Genomic DNA, 18,610 nt, shown 5'->3' with positions numbered 1-18,610 from the left:
TTTGATGTTTTTTTAAAATGGACAAATTGGTCTATACAACTATACTGATTTTTGTTATGCTATTGTCGAGAATAGTAGTGAAAGGGTGGATGACTGATGATGGTGATTATTAACGCACACCTCGTTTCTGGACAGGAGACGTGGGAACAGGGTTACGTTCGGATAAACGGGAAAACGATTGAAGCGGTCGGGGCGATGGCTGACTATGAGGCTGGAGATGAGACAGTGATCGATGTCGCAGGAAAACTCGTGACACCGGGCATGATTGATATACATGTCCACGGGGGTTATGACGTCGACACGATGGATGCGGACCGAGACCGGTTACGTTTCCTCAGTCAATCGATGCTCGCCGAAGGAGTGACCTCGTTTTTTGCGACGACGATCACGCAGTCACCGGAAGAAATCACCAAGGCGCTCGAGTCTGTCCGTGACGTCATCGAGTCAAACGAGACGACGGTTGGCGGTATCCATCTAGAAGGACCGTTCGTCAACGTCGAGAACGCGGGGGCTCAACCCGCAGAATATATTATCGATCCTGACGCCGAACAGTTTCGCATCTGGCAAGACGAGGCGGGCGGTCACATCCGACTCGTCACGTACGCACCGGAACGTCCGGGCGCACGAGAGCTTGAGCGAGTAATGATTGAATCGGGTGCCATCGGCTCAGCCGGTCATACGAATGCGACGTTTGCCGAGAACAAAGCGGCTGGCGTGAAGCACGGCACACATTTATACAATCAAATGCGCGGGTTGCACCACCGTGAACCGGGGACGGTCGGTTACTGCCTGTTAGAACGGGACGTCATGGTTGAAATTATTCCGGACGGGATTCACAGCCGCCCCGAGATGGTCGATTTCGCGTATCGCTTGAAAGGCGCAGACGGTCTCGTCGTCATCACGGATGCGATGCGGGCGAAAGGTCTTCCGGACGGGCGTTACGAGCTCGGGGGACAACCGGTCATCGTCGAGGATGGCGCAGCGCGGCTTGAAGCCGGTAACTTGGCTGGAAGTGTGTTGACGATGGACGCGGCGTTCCGCAACATCATCGCCTTCACCGGCTGCACGATTCAAGAAGCAGTGAAGATGACGTCCGCGAACCAAGCCGCGGAGTTCGGCATGAGTAAAAAAGGGTCAATCGCAGCCGGGTTTGACGCTGATCTCGTCATCTGGGACGAGTCATTGACGGTCGAGCAGACAATTCACCAAGGACGCATCGGATTTGAGAAGGAGGACGTGAAATGAATATATTAGTAGCGAAGACACCAGCGGACGCTGAACAGATTGCCTATACGCTCATTAAAGAGCGATTGGCCGGGAAACGTGAGTTCGTGCTCGGGCTGGCGACGGGGAGCACGCCGGTCGGGATGTATAAGATGTTCAAGCAGGACCAGCTCGATTGCCGCCATGTGACAAGCGTCAATTTGGACGAATATATCGGGCTTGCTCCGAGTCATCCTCAAAGCTACTATCATTTCATGGAAGAACGTCTGTTCAACGATGTTCCGTTCAAAGAAAGCCATCTTCCGCGTGGTGACGCAAAAGATCCTGATGCTGAAGCGGAGCGGTATGAACAGCTCGTCCGATCAATCGGTGTCGATCTTCAACTGCTCGGGATCGGTGAAAACGGGCATATCGCGTTCAACGAACCGAGGACGGCGCTCGATGCGAAGACGCACGTGACAGCGCTCACTGAGTCGACGCGGGAGGCGAATCGCCGCTTCTTCGATGCAAGCGAAGAAGTCCCGACGCACGCGATCACGATGGGACTCGATACGATCATGAACGCGCGCGAGATTGTTCTCGTCGCAACGGGAGACCGAAAAGCGAACGCGGTCCATCACATGATCGAGAGTGTGCCGTCTGTCGATTGGCCCGCGACGATTTTGCAGGCGCATCCGAGTGTCACGATCGTACTTGATACCGAGGCGGCCTCACAGTGCGCGCAAGCTTTGCAGGCACGCGGAAGCGAAGCAGCCGCACGGTTCTTCTCGATCCGCTCATAACCGTTCAACCTGGGGACGCACGTCCCCAGGTTTTTTTGGTTGCGATTATGGGAAATTGTATGGAAATGAGTTTGTCATCAAAACGTTTTCGACAAAACTCGAGGATTCCTCTATAATAAGTGAAGCTCGTATCATTCGACCGTGAAGGAGAAAAACATGAACTCAAGAACCCAGGCGCGTAGACGGCGTAAAGGTCCGTCTACGTTTTATAAAGTGTTCAGCTCGCTGATCCTCATTGCCGTCATCGTCGGCTCTAGCATGTATGGGGCGGCTTTTTATAAAGCGCACAACATGTTGTCCGGCACACAAGTGACGCTCGAGGACGACCCGACGATCGAACCGACCCGGTTTGATAAAGAGGACACCGAAAGTTTCCTCGTGCTCGGGACCGACCTCTCCCCGCAAAAGAAAGCGCGAGGGGAGTTCGGTCGCTCTGACGTCATGATTGTCGTCATTTTGAACAAGAAAGACAAGCAGACGACGATGCTCAGCATTCCGCGAGACTCGTACGTCAATATCGATTACACAGGATTCGATATCCCTTACGGTAAGACCGGTCTCGATCAAGACAAAATCACGCACGCCTACTATTTCGGATCGATGGACGAGTCGGATCCGAACAACGGTATGCGCATGTCGACGAATACGGTCGAAGACCTAGTCGGTGTTGAAATCGACCACGTCGTGTCGCTCAACTTCCAAGGATTCGTCGACTTCATCGATGCTGTCGGAGGCGTCGAAATCGACGTTCCGTTCTCGTCTGAACAGAAGAGTTATGACGCATCCCGTGAAGCCGTCCAAGTCGAAGCCGGCCTTCAGCAGTTGTCGGGTGAAGAAGCACTCGCTTATGTTCGAAACCGCTATGACGACCCGCGCGGGGACATCGGGCGCGGCCAACGTCAAATGGAAGTCATCAACGCCGTGCTCGAGCAGTCGCTCGGCACGTCATTGATCAACAACTATGATAAAGTGCTCAAATCGGTCGGTGACAATATGCAGACGACGCTTGGACCGAACGACTATATGCGTTTGATCGAAGACGTCGGTGCCCTTAACAACACGGTTCAATATCAATTGACCGGAGAAGGTGCGCGTGGCAATGACGGCCACTTCTATTACTTCTTGAACGAACCGTTGCTCGACGAGGTCCGGTACCGTGTGCAACAAGCGGATTCCGGCAACGAAGTCGAAGCGATGACGGAGACGGAGCTCGAGTCTTATATGCTCGACCCGTCCGGCATCACATACGAAGCCCAATAAAAAATGGTTTGCCCTCAGCGGGGCAAACCATTTTTTTAGGTGCGTTCCATCGCGACAGTGAACGAATACGCATCGCCGCGGAACAAAGAACGACTGTATTCGAACATGTCGCCGTTCTCGAGATACGTCCGTTGGTCGATCAATAGGACGGGCGCGTTCGGGGAGATGGTCAACAGCTTCGCTTCAACAGGTCCGGCGCTTCGGGCTTCGAGCGTCTGTGTCGCGTTTTTCAAACGCAGTCCGGACTGTTCGGCGAACTCATAAATCGAGCCGACGGCATCTGCCTCGGTCAGTTCGGGCAATAAGGCGACCGGGATATAGGCGGTCTCTAAAGCGAGCACGTCCTCGTCGGCGAGTCGGAGACGCTTCATCTCATAGACCGGCGTACTGGCTGCGACATTCAATTTCTGCGCGATTTTATTCGAGGCCGGAATCGTGTCGAATGACAATAGACGGCTGAACGGGCGCATGCCCCGGTGTTTGATTTCTTCTGAGAAACTCGTCAAACCGGACAACGCCATCGTGATTTTTTTACTGGCGACGAACGTACCACGTCCTTTTTGACGGCTCAAATAACCAGCGTTGACGAGGTTCGTGATCGCCTGGCGCACCGTCATCCGGCTGACGTTATACCGCTCCGAATATTCCCGTTCGGACGGGATCGATTCGCCGGGTTGGAGCTCGCCAGCGTCTATTTGTTGCTTTAAATAGGCTTCGATTTGATAATAAATAGGTAGCGGGGACTTTTTATCAATCTGTAACATACATATCGCTCCTGACCTAAGGGTAAGTGTTACTTATTATAGACCAAATCAGACTAGTTGTCTGAACATATCATGCAGAAAAGGTGGCGACCAATATGAACTCATGGCAATTTGAAACGACGGTGACAGCGCAGCGGGAAGATGAGCGGGGCACGTGGATCGCGCTTGCAGCAACACATTTTTACGCGGAAGGTGGCGGACAACCGGCCGATACAGGGACGATTGGCGGACAAGCCGTTTTAGATGTGCAACGTGACGACTCGACCGTGTGGCACCTCGTCAACGAGCCAATCGACGAAGCAACGGTAGTGATCGGTCAAATCGACGCAGCGACACGTCACGACCACTCGATCCAACATACGGCGCAACACGTGCTGACGGCCTTGCTTGAAGACCGATACGGTATCGAGACGCTCAGTTTTGGAATCAGTGCTGACGATTCATCGATCGAGATCGCGGCCGAATCATTCGATTGGGAGTTAATCGAAACGTTAGAACGTGACGTTCAGCAGATCATCTTCGACAACCGACCGATTCACATTTTTGAATTACAGGATGGCGAAGTCGAGCATGACCGGTTACGTAAAGCGACGGATCGCACCGGCACGATTCGGATCGTCGAAATCGATGGACTCGATTATAACGCTTGCGGAGGGACGCATGTGTCGACGACCGGCCAGCTCGGGATCATTAAAGTGACCTCGATGAAAAAAGTGCGGGGGAACGTTCGTTTGACGTATGTCGCAGGGATGCGGGCACTAACGGTCATCCAATCTTCGCGCACCGCGCTACGGGCGATCCATCAAACGTTGTCGACGACGAACGAGACGGTCGCGGCCCGTGTCGCCGAAGAGCGGACGGCGCGACTCGAACGTGAAAAAGAAGTGAAGGTGCTCGAGGCCCGGGTCGCCAAGGCGAAAGTCGCAGCATTCTTACAAGAGGACAATTACGTCATCACGCACATCGGCAAGACCGAGGCGGAGACGCTCACGACGATGATCGTCGAACGGATCGCGGCGACCGGACGGATTGCCGTCGGTGCCAATCATACCGGACAAAAACTGTTGCTCATGCATGACGGGACGCATGACATCGCCATCGGCAAGTTTTTAAAACGGACGTTAGACGACCTTGGCATCGGTCGGGGCGGTGGCAGTCATAAACAAGCCCAAGCCCGCTTCGAATCGATCGTCGACCTAGAACGGGCCACGGCAGAAGTCGTCAAACGGTTACAGGAAGGAGTGGTGTCATGTTGACGATTGAACACGGCAACGACACGTCGCTCATCGAACGAGCCCGTTCCGTACGGGAGGTTGTCTTTATCGGCGAGCAAGGGATTGACCCGGCGCTCGAATATGACGACCTCGATCCAATCTGTATCCATTTTGTCGGGATGATAGACGGGGAGCCCGTGACGACGGCACGACTGCGACCAATCGGAGACGGTGTCGGCAAAGTCGAACGGGTCGCCACGCTCGCATCGGCGAGAGGGAACGGATATGCGAAAAAGCTGATGCTCGAAATCGAGGATGTGGCGCGCGAGAGCGGGCTGCATGAGTTGAAGCTCGGCGCTCAACTGACGGCGCTCCCGTTCTATGAACGGCTCGACTATACGACGTTCGGTGACGAGTTTTTAGACGCCGATATCCCGCATCGGATGATGAAGAAGTCGTGGTGATTATTTTTAGAAAGTTTCTTTTTTTCTAAAAAAAGGTTGGCAAGCCGGGAAGCATTTGTTATAACTAAAACTAACAACTGACAGATAGAGGTTGCGAATGACATGAGTAAGCTTGATTGAAACGGACGCATTCCGGATCGAGCCGAAAGGGGAAATTCGCCGAAGTCAACGTTCGCATGCGTACGAACGAAGGCTGGGGTAGTCGTGAACAACGCCTACACTGCCATGGATGAAATGCCATGGAGCGCTATCTACGGAACGATTTTTTAATCGTTTTTCAACTGCGCGTACAAGCGGCAGACCGTAGGGAGAGTGCTTCCTACCGGTCTGCCGCTTTTTCTGTTGGTCGACATCATGAAAGTGGGGAACCTGATGACAACCGTACTAAAATTTGGAGGAAGTTCTGTTGCCACAATCGAACAGATTCAGGCAATTTCTGAATATTTACAGACACGAGTCGTTGCTGGCGAGAAACTCGTCGTCGTCGTCTCCGCGATGGGGAAAACGACCGATTCGCTCCTGTCACTCGCAAAACAAATTACAGAGCGTCCGATGATTCGTGAGCTCGACCGCTTGCTCGCCGTCGGAGAAGAACAGACGATCAGTCTACTCAGCATCGCCTTGAACTCACGAGGCGTCGCCGCCATCTCGCTCACGGGGCAACAGGCCGGGATCGACACGATGGGCATTCACACGAAAAGTAAGATCAAAGCGATCCGGAAAGAAGTGTTGGAAGAAAGGCTCAGAACGAATGACGTCGTCATCGTCGCCGGCTTCCAAGGCGTCAACGAGTTCGGGGATGTAACGACGCTCGGACGCGGTGGTTCGGATACGACAGCCGTCGCACTTGCCGCCGTCCTCAGTAAACGTTGTGAGATTTATACGGACGTCGCCGGTGTCTATACGGCCGACCCGCGTATCCATAAAACGGCACGTCGCCTAGATACCGTCTCGTATGACGAGATGATGGAAATGAGCGCGCTCGGCTCGAAAGTGATGGAAATGCGCAGCGTCGAGCTGGCCAAAAAATATGATGTGAACATCTTTGTAGGGAAGACGCTATCGAGCGAAGGAGGAACATGGATCATGGATATGACACAGGCGATGGAACAAAAAGCGGTGACGAGCGTGAGCGTCGTGAAAAACGTGCTCAGCGTCTCGATCAAACATATTCCGCATTCAGTGGCAGGGGTTGCCGATATTTTCGAGAAGTTGTCACAGCGTCACGTCAATATCGACATGATCAGTCAGACAGCGTTCGACGGTGAAGTGTTCCTGTCGTTCACTTGTCCACTTGACGAGGAGGCGTTCCTCGAAGAAGCGCTCGCCGAACTGACGGAGGCGTTCCCGCAAATTAAAATCGACCGTCATACCGAACATGCGAAAATCTCGGTCGTCGGCATCGGCATGCGCGACGCGACCGGCGTCGCAGCCGGATTGTTCGCCACGTTCCGTGAGAGCGGGATCCCGTTCTATCAAGTCACAACTTCAGAGATCAGCATCTCTTACACGATTAACGATCAAGACGTTGAAGCGGCGGTCGCGGCCATCGCGGAGCGTTTCCATTTATAAGGGGGAGTTACCATGTACAACGTTGCCGTCATCGGTGCGACAGGCGCCGTCGGTCAAAAAATGATCGACGTGCTCACAGAATATGAGTTTCCAATCAATGAACTATTACTATATGCGTCAGCCCGCTCGGCTGGGAAAACAGTCGAAGTGAACGGTCGCGACATCGTCATCCGTGAACTGTCGGACGCGATTTACGCAGACGCGATCGACATCGCCTTGTTCTCGGCCGGTGGTAGCATCAGTGAACAGTATGCACCGCGTCTGAGTGAACAAGGGGTCATCGTCATCGATAACTCGAGCGCGTTCCGGATGCAAGCAGGAATCCCGCTCGTCGTACCAGAAGTGAACCGAGTCGAACTGGGCCCGGACAAGATGCTCATCGCCAATCCGAACTGCTCGACGATCCAATCGGTCGTCGCCCTCGCACCGCTCGCAGAAGTGTATGGATTGACGCGTGTCGCCTATACGTCTTACCAAGCCGTCTCCGGTTCGGGACAAAAAGGCATCGAAGATCTCGAACGGGGCGCCCGCGGTGAAGAGCCGCAAAACTACCCGTATCCGATCTACGATAACGTGCTGCCGCATATTGATGTCTTCCTCGAGAACGGCTACACGAAAGAAGAACAAAAGATGATCGACGAGACACGCAAAATTTTGAACGCACCAGAATTAGGTGTGACGGCGACGTGTGTCCGCGTCCCGGTCCGTAACAGCCACGCCGTCTCGATCACGGTCACGCTCGATCGCGAAGCGACGCTCGCGGAAGTGAAGGCGGTCCTCAGTGACGCGCCAGGCGTCGTCCTCATGGACAACCCGAGCGAACTCGTCTACCCGACGCCGCTCGATGCGAACGGGACGGACGAAGTGTACGTCGGTCGCGTCCGCCGCGACGAGTCGCAACCGAACACGTTCCATCTCTGGTGTGTCGCCGATAACGTTCGCAAAGGGGCGGCGGCGAACGCCGTTCAAATCGCCCAGTGCATGATCGGGCAAGTCGCTACGAAATAAGGGGGAAATCATATGTTCACAGGAGTCGCTACAGCACTCGCTACACCGTTCCAAACGGACGGTCAGTTAAATCTCACAGCGTGGGAAGCATTGATTGAAGATCAAATCAAAGAAGGCGTCAGCGGTCTTGTCATCGGGGGGACGACAGGCGAAGGGATGACGATCACGGACGAAGAGTTCGAGACGCTCCTCACGAAGGCGATCGAAGTCGCCGCCGGTCGTGCCGTCATCATCGCCGGGACAGGGTCGAACAATACGGCGTTAAGTATCACCAAGACGAAACGGGCGGCAGAACTTGGTGCCGAGATGGCGATGGTCGTCACGCCTTACTATAATAAGTCGACCCAAGCGGGGCTGATCGCCCACTTCACGGCGATCGCCGACGCGTCACCGATTCCACTCATGCTCTACAACGTCCCGTCACGGACAGGCGTCGCCCTCGATCCGGCAACGGTCGGTGAACTCGCCGAACACCCACAGATCGCTGCGTTGAAAGAAGCGAGCGGGGACATCTCGGTGATGGCGCAAATGATGGCCCACTTGCCGGAAGGTTTCCCGGTCTACTGCGGAAATGACGACCAAATCCTGCCGTACATGGCATGGGGCGCCCAAGGTGTCGTCTCGGTGCTCTCGAACGTGTATCCGGGAGCGACGGTCGCGCTCGCCGAAGCGCTTCTCGCCGGAGATTTAGAGACGGCCCGCACATGGCAGATCCGCTTGCTTCCGGTCATCGATGAACTGTTCGCCGAAGTGAACCCGATCCCGGTCAAGGCGGCGTTGAACGCCCGCGGCTTCGAATTTGGCTCGCCGCGCCTCCCGCTCGTTCCGATGAGCGCGACGGCCGAGGCACGTCTGTTGTCGGCGATGGAGCAGTTTAATGAGGTGAGACAGTGAACTTGTTAATTCACGGATACGGCGCGATGGGGCAGATCGTTGAAGAAGTCGCGCTCGCTCAAAACTTGAACGTCGCGGCCATCGTCTCACCGGCGGGCGGCGATCATCCCGTTTCACTGAAAGAAGTTGACGCCGCGATCGACGTCGTCATCGACTTCTCGAACCCGGCGCTGCTAGATGACGTGCTCGCGTTCGGGAAAGACAAGCAAATCCCGCTCGTCATCGCGACGACGGGCTTCTCGGAAGCGGAACTGGCAAAGATCGAGGACGCATCGAAACAGATCCCGATCTTCCAGTCGTATAACACGTCTTACGGGATTGCGCTGTTGAAGCAGTTGCTTGACCAGCTCGTGCCGCTCACGCTTGGTTATGATATCGAAGTGATCGAAGCGCATCACCGTAAAAAAGTCGACGCGCCGAGCGGGACGGCTGAACTGCTCGCCCGTGCCATCGAGGCGAAGCGGGACGTGACGCCGGTGTACGAACGTGCGTCACGCCGTGAGGCGAGAGGTGCCGACGAACTTGGCATGCACTCGGTCCGCGGCGGTACGATCTTCGGTGAGCATACGGTGCTCTTCGCCGGAGACGATGAAATGCTTGAATTAAAACATACGGCCCTGTCGAAACGCGTCTTCGCGAACGGGGCACTCGCCGCGGCGGCGACAATTCTCGACCGCCCAGCCGGATTATACAATTTAACGAACCTATACGAGGAGGCCACTCATGTTACTCACAAACGCTTATGAAATCGCACAATACATTAAAGATGCCAAGAAAGAAACGCCAGTCAAATTGTACGTCAACGGTCAGTTGGCAGGTCTAACAATCGAAGAAGCAAAAGCATTCGGAACGGACGAGTCGAAACTATTCCTCACGACGGCTGAACGTGCGGCCGCTTTCCTTGAAGCGAACGCGTCAGTCATCACCGACTCGCACCTCGAGTTCGACCGCCGCAACAGCGCCGTGCCGATGCTTGACACGACGAAGTTGAACGCCCGCATCGAACCAGGTTCGTTCATCCGTGACCACGTTCAAATCGGCAACAACGTCGTCGTCATGATGGGGGCGGTCATCAATATCGGCGCCGTCATCGGTGACGGGTCGATGGTCGACATGAACGCCGTCATCGGCGCCCGCGGCACACTCGGTAAAAACGTCCACCTTGGCGCTGGCGCAGTCGTCGCAGGTGTCCTCGAGCCGCCTTCAAAAGATCCGGTCATCATCGAAGACGGGGTCATGATCGGTGCAAACGCGGTCATCTTAGAAGGTGTCCGTGTCGGCGAGAATGCGGTCGTCGCAGCAGGCAGTGTCGTCACAGTCGACGTCCCGGCAGGAAGTGTCGTCGCCGGCACGCCAGCCCGTGTCATCAAGCAAAAAGATGAAAAAACAGCAGAAAAAACACAACTAGTGGATGACTTACGCTCCCTGTAACGTATAATAGACAGAAAATATCAAAAGTGAATGGGAGAGTTGAACAATGGAACAATATGGACAATGGATGTGGAAAGACGGGGCTTGGATCGAGCCGAGTGACGCGAACACGAGTATCATGACGCACGCGATCCACTACGGTAGCGGGTTCTTCGAAGGAATTCGGGCGTATCACACAGAGGAAGGTCCAGCCATCTTCCGACTCCGTGAACACTTGGAGCGACTCGTTCGTTCGTGTGCTTACTATCACGTCGAACTACCGTACACGGTCGACGAGCTCGAACAAGCGACGATCGAATTGATCGAACGCAACGGCTTTGAAGCGTGTTACATCCGTCCATTCGTTTTCCTCGGCACACCTTGGCAGGCACTCATGCCGACGCAGGAAACGAAAGTACACGTTGCCATCTCATGCTGGCCGCTCGGCGAATATTTCAGCAAGACGGTCGGTATCCGGGCGAAAGTCGCGTCATACCGCCGCGTCTCGTCGACGATGATGCCGATGCAAGCGAAAGCGGCAGCCAACTATATGAATTCGCAACTCCTTAAAGGAGAAGCGGTCCGAGACGGGTATGACGAAGCGATTGCCCTCGACATGAACGGAAACGTCAGCGAGGCGAGCGTCGCCAACATCTTCCTCGTCAAAGGCAATAAAATTTTCACACCGTCACTCGACTGTTCTGTCCTCGACGGCATCACGCGTCAAACGGTCATCGATCTTGCCCGTGAAGAAGGGTTCGAGGTCATCGAGCGCCATATCGGACGTGACGAATTGTATGTAGCAGATGAGATCTTCTTGACGGGTACAGCAGCTGAAGTGACGAGTGTCATCGAAGTCGACAATATCTCGATCGGCGGCGGGGTCCAGACGGTCGCAACGACTATGCTCGCCCGTTACCGCGAGACCGTGACGGGACAAATCCCGGCACATCGCGATTGGATCACGTTCGTCAAAGAAGCAGTCAAAGAATAAGGGAGCAATGTGTATGGGAGTCACAATTGACTTAAACGCGATTCGCGAGAACAAACGTCGGATCGAGGCACTCGGCCGACCGGTGTTTGCCGTCGTGAAAAACAACGCCTATAACTTAGGGATGGAGCCAGTTGTGACGACACTGTACGCAGAGGGGGTGCGTCACTTCATGGTGACGACGCTCGAGGAAGCGACAGAAGTGCGGAGTCATGCGGAAGAGGCGCGTGTCTTGGTCATGAACCCGGTCTATGATTGGGCAGCGGTCCATGCCCATCGCCTCGATGTAGCAATCGGTTCGTACGATTGGCTCGTCTCACAACGCCATGAGCTCGACGGCGTCCGTCTTCATTTGAAGCTCGACGTCGGCATGAACCGGTTCGGTGCGAAGACGTTCGAAGAAGCGCTCGCCATCTTAGCGTTCTGCCAAGATGAAAAGCTCAATCTCGTCGGTTTATGCACACACTTTCCGCTCGCCGACGCCGATAACGCCGAAATCGAGCACAGCGTCCATGTCGAACGGTTTGCCGACTGGTCGACGCGTCTGATCGAACGGCATTCGTTTGAAGTCGTCCATGCCGCCAACAGCGCGGCGACGCTTCAAGCCGATCCGCGTCTCGGGCACTGCACGCACGTCCGGGTCGGAATCTTTCTCTACGGCTACTCATCGGTCGAGGCGGTCGATTGGCTCGTCCCGGCGTTTCATTGGGAGACGGAAGTCGTTGCCGTGCACGACATCGAGGCCGGCGCACACGTCGGCTACGGGACGGGCTACACGGCACCGTCGAAAGAGCGGATCGCCGTATTGTCAGTCGGATATGGTGATGGCTTGATGCGGGCTCGCCGGCATTTGCCGGTCCACATTAATGGACGGGCGTTCCCGTTCGTCAGCAATATTTTCATGAGCCACAGCTTCCTCCGCGTCGACGAGACGGTTCAAATCGGCGACCGGGTCGAGCTGTACGGTAATGAGACGAAGATCGATGACGTGACCCGGACCGGGCACGCCAACAACTCGGAACAACTATGCGCACGCTCATGGCGTGTCCCGCATCGCTTTGAAGGAGGCATTTTATGTACACCAGCAACCAATCCGTTTGTATGATCGAGGGCGTATCCGTCCAAGAACTTCAAGCGACGTACGGGACACCGCTCTATATCATGAGCGAGCCAGAACTTGAAGCTCGGCTCGGGCTCGTCCGGAGCGCATTTTTAGATAAGTATCCGAACACGTACGCGCTCTATGCGTCAAAGGCGATGTCGATCGCGGCCGTGTATGAGAAAGTCATGACGGCGGGCTTGAGCATCGACGTCGTCTCACGCGGTGAGATGTTCGTCGCGCTCCATGCCGGTGTCCCGGCTGACCGGATTCACGTTCACGGGTCAAATAAGACGGTGCAAGACATCTCGTTCGCGCTCGAGAACGGCATCACCCATTTCACGATCGACAACATGCGTGAGATCGGTCTGCTCTCGGGTCTCGCCGTAAAGCATGATGTCGACGTCGACGTCTTGCTCCGCATCGTCCCGCAAGTCGTCGGAGGCGCCCACGAGGCGATCCAGACGGGTGGGGTCGATACGAAGTTCGGTTTCCCGACGCATGACGACACGTATCTCGAAGCGGTTCGGGAAACACTCGCGACGGAACGTCTTCATCTGAAAGGGATCCATTGTCACGTCGGGTCACAGATTCAAGAACCGACGCTGTTCATCAATACGGTCAAGACGATGGTCAACTTCATCGAGACGATTCGTCGGGAGACCGGCTTTACGGCTGATGTGTTGAACATCGGCGGTGGCTTCGGCGTCGCCTATCTCGAGACGGACGACCCGCTCGACTTTGCCGCTACGATGACGGAAGTGATGGATACGCTCGTTTCAGAAGTGGAGCGATTCGGTCTACCGCTCCCGAAAATCGGCATCGAGCCGGGACGTTGGCTCGTCGCCAACGCCGGTGCGACGCTGTATGAAGTCGGGACGGTCAAAGACGTGAGCGGTGTCCGCACATACGTCTCGGTCGACGGCGGCATGACAGACAACATCCGCCCTGCCCTCTATGATGCCGAATATGACGTCATTGCGGCGACGCGGATGGATGAAGCGAAGACGCTTGAAGCGAAGATCGTCGGGGCATGCTGCGAGTCGGGAGACATCATCTCGAACCGTTCGCTCATCCCGCCGGTCGAAGCCGGGGATCTTCTCCTCGTCAAAGCGACAGGCGCCTATAACTTCTCGATGGCGAGCAACTATAACCAAATGCTCCGCCCGGCCGTCGTGTTCGTGAAAGACGGGACACATCGTCTCGTCGTCCGCAGACAGACACTCGAAGACTTGGTCGCGTGTGAAGTGATTGGACAATCGACATAATTTTGTAGGTAGATAAAGAAAAGGGGTTCAGTCATAAACACGACTGAACCCCTTTTCGTATGAACGACCGATGCGACTTTATCGAGTCGATCTATCAGGTTAATCTAGTTGTGCGTTGACTTCCGCTTCATAACGATCAACGAGCTCGTTGTTGTCGTCTGTCTGGTACTTCTTTTCCAACTCAAGTTTCAACTTTAGCCAAATCGTATTCTTTTCATAAAGGTCTCGATCGAACTGATGATTTAGTTGTTGCAGCGACAAGCCGAGGGCGCTCGCGTAGGCGAGATGACTCGGTAAATCACTCCGGTCCTTGTTGAATGTAACGGTCAATTTCTTCTTCCGTTACGTGAATGTTGTACTGCTCTTTTGCGACCATTTTCCATGCGATGTCATGCTTCATCGCTTCCGTTGAGAGCGTGATGACTTGTTCATCCGTCAAGTCGGTTTCATAATACAGTTTCTCTTGGGACAATGTCCGAATTACCCACTTTCGAAGCGGTTCCTCAACGTCGAACTGGTTTGCTTCGGTGATGACGTCGTCAAACAGTGCTTTATAATCTTCGAACGCGAAGTTGTCTACGATTTGGCGTTGTTCTTCTTCGCTCTTCATGTCAATCGTCAAAGGTGACGATGTCGCGGATTGACATGCTGTTGTAAAGATGACGAACGAGAGCGTACATACATAGAAACGATTTGAAACGTGGGGTCACGGTGATCCTCTCCTTATTTGTATCGTCTTCAAACGGAGTGCAAGTTTCAATCAAAAGAACAGTCTAGTCATTTCTATATACGGGACGATGAGCTACCAAGTTCCCATGCTTTTCGGTCAAATTGCTACACGTGAGAACCGTTTTCACTTATGATGAAAAAGACTACATCAGGGGAAGTGATTTCTAATGGAGAAGACAGTCGGACAACAGTTGATCGAGTCGCGGCGGACGATTCGGATGTTTGTAGAGGAACCGCTTGATACGGCATTGCTGTATCAGTTGCTGACATCGGCCCACCAAGCGCCGTTTCATAACAAAGTCGAGCCGTGGAATCTTTATTTGTTCAATGGAGACGGGAAAGGCGTGTTGTTAGACGCGCTCGAACCGGCGTTTCAAGACGGTCCTGAGGCCAAGCGAGAGAAGATTACCGGACGAATCCGCAACGCGGCGGCGTGTGTGTACGTGACGACGAAGCCGTTTGAGACGGAGAAAGGGCAAAAGGATGCACTGCTCGCGACGGCGACGTTCATCCAGAACTTCCATTTGCTCTGTGCCGAGCAAAACATCGGGCTCGTCTGGCGGACGGGCGGTATCTTCGAAGACGCTCGCCTGCAGGAGATGATCGGGGCGGACGGGGAGACGTTCGTCGGTCTGCTCCAACTCGGACGATTTGAAGACGTTCCGCCGACGAAGGCGCGGCAGTCGCTTGATGCGTGTTTGACGATCTTCGAGTGAACATGAAAAAGCTCGAGCACGGCGTGGCCGCACTCGAGCTGGATGTATAAACAGGCTGAGACGTTTAAAAACGTCTCAGTTTATTTTTTGAGCTTGCCAGCAAGCCAGTTTTGAATGACATTCGTCGGAATCATGGTAATTATTTTCCCCCAGTTTGAGTTTCTTCTTCTATGTCATTATCCGATTGCATCCGTTCCCAAACCTCTCGATGTGTACCTTTTAGCGTATCATCGAACGAATCATCGATGTGAAGGCAATAGCTCGGGTTAATGGACGAGGCGTACAGGTCTAACATGAGTTGTGCATGGTTTGGATACATACAATTGGCCCCTTTCAACACGTCGGCTTGACTACATCCTCAGTATACAAGGGAAACATGAAGAAAAATCGGGGTAATCGTTAACAATTTATGAATCTTGTAAACGCTTTCACAAACTTTGTGTCGGTGTTAACGGTTCACACGTGTTCAAATACTGCTCGGCCCGCTTCGCATACTTGTTGACGGTCCGTTCCATGATGAAGCGGTCTTCGTCATTGAGCGGACGGACGACTTTGGCCGGTACGCCCATGACCATGACACCTTCCGGAATTTGCATATTCGGTGTGACGAGGGCGCCGGCGGCAACGAACGAGCCTTTCCCGACTTTCGCACCGTCAAGCACGGTCGCATGCATCCCGATGAGACAGCCTTCCTCGATCTCACACCCGTGAATCATCGCCATGTGACCAATCGAGACACGGTCATGGATGATTGTCGGTGATCCTTCGTATTGATGGATCATCGACCCGTCTTGAATATTGACGTAAGCGCCGATCTGGATCGGACCCTCGTCTCCACGGATGACGGTGTTGAACCAGACGCCGGAATGGGCTCCGATCGTGACGTCACCGATGACGTGGGCGCCAGGCGCGACGAATACCGTCTCGTCGACTTGTGGGATCAGGTCTCCTAATTTGTATTGCATATGTGTAACCCCTTTCAATTAGATATGCGTTCATTGTCGCACAACTACAAAAAGAAATTGCGCCCGAAAGATTATTCTTGATAAGATAGGTAAAATACGTTGCAAAAGGAGACAGACAGATGGAAAAACAATATTTGATCGACATTGCCGCCAAGAAAAAGAAAGCGGCGGTCGTCTTTAAGGACGTAGCGGTCATCGACGTCTATAGCCGCGAGACGATTCGCACCGATGTCGCCATCGACTCGGGCTATATCGTCGCCATCGGGGAAGGTTACGAAGGGGAGACGGAATATCATGACCCGTCTTGGACGCTCGCTCCGTCATTCATCGACTCACACGTTCACATCGAGTCGTCGATGGTACCTCCGCATGAGTTTGCGAAAGCAGTCCTGCCGCTCGGTGTGACGACGGTCATCGCCGACCCACATGAGATCGCGAACGTCAACGGTGCGCTCGGGATCGAGTATATGCTTGCCGATGCGAACGGGTTGCCGCTCGACGTCCGGATGATGCTCCCGAGCTGCGTCCCGGCGACGCCGTTCGAACACGCGGGCGCCAAACTGTACGCCGAAGACCTTGCGCCATTTTTAGGAGACCCAGGGGTGCACGGTCTCGGGGAAGTGATGGATTATCCATCGGTCGAAGCCGGAAGCGAGGACATGCTCCAAAAAATCGCACAAACGGAACTCGCGGGAAAAGTCGTCGATGGTCACGCGTCAGGCCTCAATCCTGATCAGTTGAACGTGTACCGGACAGCCGGCATCATGACCGACCACGAATGTACGACGGCAGAAGAGGCGATCGAGCGGGTCCGTCGTGGCTTTTACGTCCAGATTCGCGAAGGTTCGGTCGCGCGAAACGTCGAAAAAGTGAGTCGGGCCATCACCGAAAGTAACGCCCACCGCTTCTTGTTCTGTACGGACGACAAGCACCTCGATGATCTCGTGGCAGAAGGTGGTATCGACTATAACATCCGCATGGCAATCCGTCAGGGCGTCAAGCCGGAGACAGCATACGCCATCGCCAGCCTTCATGCGGCCGAAGCATACGGCTTGAAAGACGTCGGTGCGATCGCGCCGGGCAAGAAAGCGAACTTTGTTATCTTGTCAGACGTCGAATCGGTTAACATCGAAACCGTCTACGTCGATGGTGAAGTAGTCGCTCGAGCGGGGAAAGCCACGTTCGAGGCCGAAGGGATTGAAGTGCCGAAGCCGATGAAAGGTGAGCTCAAACTCCCGGACCTGACAACTGACTCGTTCCGCTTGCCGATCAAGGAAGAAGCGGTCGACGTCATTCAAGTGTTGCCGAACAGCCTGTTGACGAAGCGGGTCCGCCACGTGTTCAATCCGGATGAATCGGGCGCTGATCTTAACGAGGACATCGTGACGCTCGCCGTCATCGAGCGGCATCACGGGACGGGCCATATGGCGCTCGCACCGGTGACGGGCTTTGGACTGAAACGTGGTGCGCTCGCAGCGACTGTCGCCCACGACAGCCATAACCTTGTCATCGCCGGTGTCAGCCCGGAAGACATGTTACTGGCTGCAGAGACGCTCGAGAAGATCGGTGGCGGTGTCGTCGCCGTCTCGGAAGGGGAAGTGCTTGCCGTCTTGCCGCTCGAGATTGGGGGGCTCATGACGAGGCGTCCGTATCATGAAGTCGCAGACGTGCTCGAACAGCTGAACGACGCACTTGACGTCGTCGGGGCTCACCGTCACTTCAACCCGTATTTGACGATGTCGTTCCTGGCACTTCCCGTCATTCCCGACTTGAAGTTGACGGACATGGGACTGTTTGATGTGACGACGTTCTCATTTGTCGAAAATTGACTCGGTCTAACGTATGATTTTCGTAAAGATCAACCCGAAACGATTGAATGCGTGCGCTTAAGTTGATATAGTTACAACAAGTTTCATCGGTACAAATTGAAAGGGGGGATATAACAGATGGAACAAGTTGCTTACAACCGGTCGTATGATGAACATGAGGATTTGATCAATTCTGTGTATCGTGCCTTCAAGGACCGATGTGAAGAATTGCCTAGCGAGACGCAGACGAAGCGACGGTTGCGCCGTTTGATTTTATTGACGATCAAAGATCATACGTCATCGCATGCCGAACGGTTCGTGCTTTATCATTTCTTTAGTGATTTCTTTAAAGCCGTTGAGTCAAACGACCAAGCCGCGCTCGCTGTATTAAAACAAATCGTCCGTGACTAAAAAAACTATTGATATGTTACTGTAACCTATG

20 protein-coding genes and 1 riboswitch are annotated in these 18,610 nt (G+C 54.2%); of the genes, 16 read left to right on the top strand and 4 right to left on the bottom strand.

Annotation, left to right across the window (positions count from 1 at the left end; all coding sequences use genetic code 11):
* Positions 1-96 precede the first annotated feature (96 nt).
* The 3 genes from nagA (at position 97) to EVJ21_RS13130 (ending at position 3,266) form a co-directional block, all read left to right on the top strand.
* Positions 97-1,245: an N-acetylglucosamine-6-phosphate deacetylase gene (gene nagA, locus EVJ21_RS13140; protein WP_131490660.1), complete on the top strand. Its 1,149-nt coding sequence runs from the start codon at positions 97-99 to the stop codon at positions 1,243-1,245.
* Positions 1,242-2,006 carry a glucosamine-6-phosphate deaminase gene (gene nagB / locus EVJ21_RS13135; RefSeq protein ID WP_131490659.1) on the top strand — a complete coding sequence of 255 codons (765 nt, stop codon included), beginning with the start codon at positions 1,242-1,244 and terminating at the stop codon, positions 2,004-2,006. The genes nagA and nagB overlap by 4 nt, the downstream gene beginning before the upstream one ends.
* A gap of 156 nt (positions 2,007-2,162) precedes the next feature.
* Positions 2,163-3,266, top strand: a complete 1,104-nt coding sequence (locus EVJ21_RS13130; protein WP_070328825.1) for an LCP family protein — start codon at positions 2,163-2,165, stop codon at positions 3,264-3,266.
* A gap of 35 nt (positions 3,267-3,301) precedes the next feature.
* Here the strand turns inward: EVJ21_RS13130 and EVJ21_RS13125 are convergent, their stop codons facing one another.
* On the bottom strand, positions 3,302-4,030 hold the full coding sequence (locus tag EVJ21_RS13125; protein ID WP_131456711.1) for a GntR family transcriptional regulator: 729 nt from the start codon (positions 4,028-4,030) through the stop codon (positions 3,302-3,304).
* A 95-nt stretch (positions 4,031-4,125) separates the two neighbouring features.
* Between EVJ21_RS13125 and EVJ21_RS13120 the strand changes: the two genes are divergently transcribed.
* The 10 genes from EVJ21_RS13120 (at position 4,126) to lysA (ending at position 13,950) form a co-directional block, all read left to right on the top strand.
* Positions 4,126-5,286 (top strand): alanyl-tRNA editing protein, encoded by a 1,161-nt coding sequence (locus EVJ21_RS13120; protein ID WP_131465762.1) that lies wholly within the window; start codon positions 4,126-4,128, stop codon positions 5,284-5,286.
* Positions 5,280-5,708, top strand: coding sequence for a GNAT family N-acetyltransferase (locus EVJ21_RS13115; protein WP_131465760.1), 429 nt, complete (start codon positions 5,280-5,282; stop codon positions 5,706-5,708). The genes EVJ21_RS13120 and EVJ21_RS13115 overlap by 7 nt, the downstream gene beginning before the upstream one ends.
* A gap of 77 nt (positions 5,709-5,785) precedes the next feature.
* Positions 5,786-5,966: riboswitch (Lysine riboswitch) on the top strand.
* A gap of 114 nt (positions 5,967-6,080) precedes the next feature.
* A complete protein-coding gene (locus EVJ21_RS13110; RefSeq protein WP_070328972.1) occupies positions 6,081-7,280 on the top strand; it encodes an aspartate kinase in 1,200 nt (399 codons plus the stop codon).
* Between the two features lie 12 nt (positions 7,281-7,292).
* A complete protein-coding gene (locus EVJ21_RS13105; protein ID WP_131465758.1) occupies positions 7,293-8,288 on the top strand; it encodes an aspartate-semialdehyde dehydrogenase in 996 nt (331 codons plus the stop codon).
* 12 nt (positions 8,289-8,300) lie between these two features.
* A complete protein-coding gene (dapA, locus tag EVJ21_RS13100) occupies positions 8,301-9,182 on the top strand; it encodes a 4-hydroxy-tetrahydrodipicolinate synthase (RefSeq protein WP_070328830.1) in 882 nt (293 codons plus the stop codon).
* Positions 9,179-9,928 carry a 4-hydroxy-tetrahydrodipicolinate reductase gene (gene dapB, locus EVJ21_RS13095; RefSeq protein WP_070328831.1) on the top strand — a complete coding sequence of 250 codons (750 nt, stop codon included), beginning with the start codon at positions 9,179-9,181 and terminating at the stop codon, positions 9,926-9,928. Before dapA ends, dapB begins: the two co-directional genes overlap by 4 nt.
* On the top strand, positions 9,906-10,613 hold the full coding sequence (gene dapD / locus EVJ21_RS13090; protein ID WP_070328832.1) for a 2,3,4,5-tetrahydropyridine-2,6-dicarboxylate N-acetyltransferase: 708 nt from the start codon (positions 9,906-9,908) through the stop codon (positions 10,611-10,613). The genes dapB and dapD overlap by 23 nt, the downstream gene beginning before the upstream one ends.
* 46 nt (positions 10,614-10,659) lie before the next feature.
* Positions 10,660-11,586 carry a branched-chain amino acid transaminase gene (locus EVJ21_RS13085; RefSeq protein ID WP_131441174.1) on the top strand — a complete coding sequence of 309 codons (927 nt, stop codon included), beginning with the start codon at positions 10,660-10,662 and terminating at the stop codon, positions 11,584-11,586.
* A gap of 13 nt (positions 11,587-11,599) precedes the next feature.
* Positions 11,600-12,688: an alanine racemase gene (gene alr / locus EVJ21_RS13080; protein WP_131465756.1), complete on the top strand. Its 1,089-nt coding sequence runs from the start codon at positions 11,600-11,602 to the stop codon at positions 12,686-12,688.
* Positions 12,658-13,950 (top strand): diaminopimelate decarboxylase, encoded by a 1,293-nt coding sequence (gene lysA, locus EVJ21_RS13075; RefSeq protein WP_236636593.1) that lies wholly within the window; start codon positions 12,658-12,660, stop codon positions 13,948-13,950. Before alr ends, lysA begins: the two co-directional genes overlap by 31 nt.
* A gap of 99 nt (positions 13,951-14,049) precedes the next feature.
* Here the strand turns inward: lysA and EVJ21_RS13070 are convergent, their stop codons facing one another.
* Together EVJ21_RS13070 and EVJ21_RS13065 are read right to left on the bottom strand one after the other, a co-directional pair.
* Positions 14,050-14,280 (bottom strand): hypothetical protein, encoded by a 231-nt coding sequence (locus EVJ21_RS13070; RefSeq protein WP_131490658.1) that lies wholly within the window; start codon positions 14,278-14,280, stop codon positions 14,050-14,052.
* Positions 14,249-14,560: a hypothetical protein gene (locus tag EVJ21_RS13065; RefSeq protein WP_131490657.1), complete on the bottom strand. Its 312-nt coding sequence runs from the start codon at positions 14,558-14,560 to the stop codon at positions 14,249-14,251. Before EVJ21_RS13065 ends, EVJ21_RS13070 begins: the two co-directional genes overlap by 32 nt.
* A gap of 286 nt (positions 14,561-14,846) precedes the next feature.
* On the opposite strand from EVJ21_RS13065, the gene EVJ21_RS13060 reads away from it, so the two are divergent.
* The gene (locus EVJ21_RS13060) at positions 14,847-15,395 is read left to right on the top strand and encodes a nitroreductase family protein (protein ID WP_070328837.1); all 549 of its coding nucleotides are present in this window, start codon (positions 14,847-14,849) and stop codon (positions 15,393-15,395) included.
* Positions 15,396-15,823: 428 nt separating this feature from the next.
* On the opposite strand, the gene EVJ21_RS13050 is transcribed toward EVJ21_RS13060, so the two are convergent.
* The gene (locus EVJ21_RS13050; RefSeq protein WP_070328839.1) at positions 15,824-16,360 is read right to left on the bottom strand and encodes a gamma carbonic anhydrase family protein; all 537 of its coding nucleotides are present in this window, start codon (positions 16,358-16,360) and stop codon (positions 15,824-15,826) included.
* Positions 16,361-16,479: 119 nt separating this feature from the next.
* On the opposite strand from EVJ21_RS13050, the gene ade reads away from it, so the two are divergent.
* Both ade and EVJ21_RS13040 read left to right on the top strand, forming a co-directional pair.
* On the top strand, positions 16,480-18,189 hold the full coding sequence (gene ade, locus EVJ21_RS13045) for an adenine deaminase (protein WP_131490656.1): 1,710 nt from the start codon (positions 16,480-16,482) through the stop codon (positions 18,187-18,189).
* A gap of 117 nt (positions 18,190-18,306) precedes the next feature.
* Positions 18,307-18,579 carry a hypothetical protein gene (locus tag EVJ21_RS13040; protein WP_070328841.1) on the top strand — a complete coding sequence of 91 codons (273 nt, stop codon included), beginning with the start codon at positions 18,307-18,309 and terminating at the stop codon, positions 18,577-18,579.
* Positions 18,580-18,610 lie beyond the last annotated feature (31 nt).

Source organism: Exiguobacterium sp. SH0S2 (genome assembly GCF_004337185.1).
Classification (GTDB): Bacteria; Bacillota; Bacilli; order Exiguobacteriales; family Exiguobacteriaceae; genus Exiguobacterium; species Exiguobacterium aurantiacum_A.
The sequence above is the reverse complement of the archived record's forward strand: the minus strand, read 5'-3'. Positions and strand labels throughout refer to the sequence as shown.

What these genes read in the sequence shown, in the direction of transcription:
- nagB (WP_131490659.1), top strand. Translation starts at nt 1,242, where the DNA reads ATGAATATATTAGTAGCGAAGACACCAGCGGACGCTGAACAGATTGCC.
- EVJ21_RS13125 (WP_131456711.1), bottom strand. Translation starts at nt 4,030, where the DNA reads ATGTTACAGATTGATAAAAAGTCCCCGCTACCTATTTATTATCAAATC.
- EVJ21_RS13105 (WP_131465758.1), top strand. Translation starts at nt 7,293, where the DNA reads ATGTACAACGTTGCCGTCATCGGTGCGACAGGCGCCGTCGGTCAAAAA.
- EVJ21_RS13110 (WP_070328972.1), top strand. Translation starts at nt 6,081, where the DNA reads ATGACAACCGTACTAAAATTTGGAGGAAGTTCTGTTGCCACAATCGAA.
- ade (WP_131490656.1), top strand. Translation starts at nt 16,480, where the DNA reads ATGGAAAAACAATATTTGATCGACATTGCCGCCAAGAAAAAGAAAGCG.
- EVJ21_RS13060 (WP_070328837.1), top strand. Translation starts at nt 14,847, where the DNA reads ATGGAGAAGACAGTCGGACAACAGTTGATCGAGTCGCGGCGGACGATT.
- alr (WP_131465756.1), top strand. Translation starts at nt 11,600, where the DNA reads ATGGGAGTCACAATTGACTTAAACGCGATTCGCGAGAACAAACGTCGG.
- dapA (WP_070328830.1), top strand. Translation starts at nt 8,301, where the DNA reads ATGTTCACAGGAGTCGCTACAGCACTCGCTACACCGTTCCAAACGGAC.
- EVJ21_RS13050 (WP_070328839.1), bottom strand. Translation starts at nt 16,360, where the DNA reads ATGCAATACAAATTAGGAGACCTGATCCCACAAGTCGACGAGACGGTA.
- EVJ21_RS13115 (WP_131465760.1), top strand. Translation starts at nt 5,280, where the DNA reads ATGTTGACGATTGAACACGGCAACGACACGTCGCTCATCGAACGAGCC.
- EVJ21_RS13085 (WP_131441174.1), top strand. Translation starts at nt 10,660, where the DNA reads ATGGAACAATATGGACAATGGATGTGGAAAGACGGGGCTTGGATCGAG.
- dapD (WP_070328832.1), top strand. Translation starts at nt 9,906, where the DNA reads ATGTTACTCACAAACGCTTATGAAATCGCACAATACATTAAAGATGCC.
- nagA (WP_131490660.1), top strand. Translation starts at nt 97, where the DNA reads ATGATGGTGATTATTAACGCACACCTCGTTTCTGGACAGGAGACGTGG.
- lysA (WP_236636593.1), top strand. Translation starts at nt 12,658, where the DNA reads ATGTACACCAGCAACCAATCCGTTTGTATGATCGAGGGCGTATCCGTC.
- EVJ21_RS13040 (WP_070328841.1), top strand. Translation starts at nt 18,307, where the DNA reads ATGGAACAAGTTGCTTACAACCGGTCGTATGATGAACATGAGGATTTG.
- EVJ21_RS13130 (WP_070328825.1), top strand. Translation starts at nt 2,163, where the DNA reads ATGAACTCAAGAACCCAGGCGCGTAGACGGCGTAAAGGTCCGTCTACG.
- EVJ21_RS13065 (WP_131490657.1), bottom strand. Translation starts at nt 14,560, where the DNA reads ATGAAGAGCGAAGAAGAACAACGCCAAATCGTAGACAACTTCGCGTTC.
- EVJ21_RS13120 (WP_131465762.1), top strand. Translation starts at nt 4,126, where the DNA reads ATGAACTCATGGCAATTTGAAACGACGGTGACAGCGCAGCGGGAAGAT.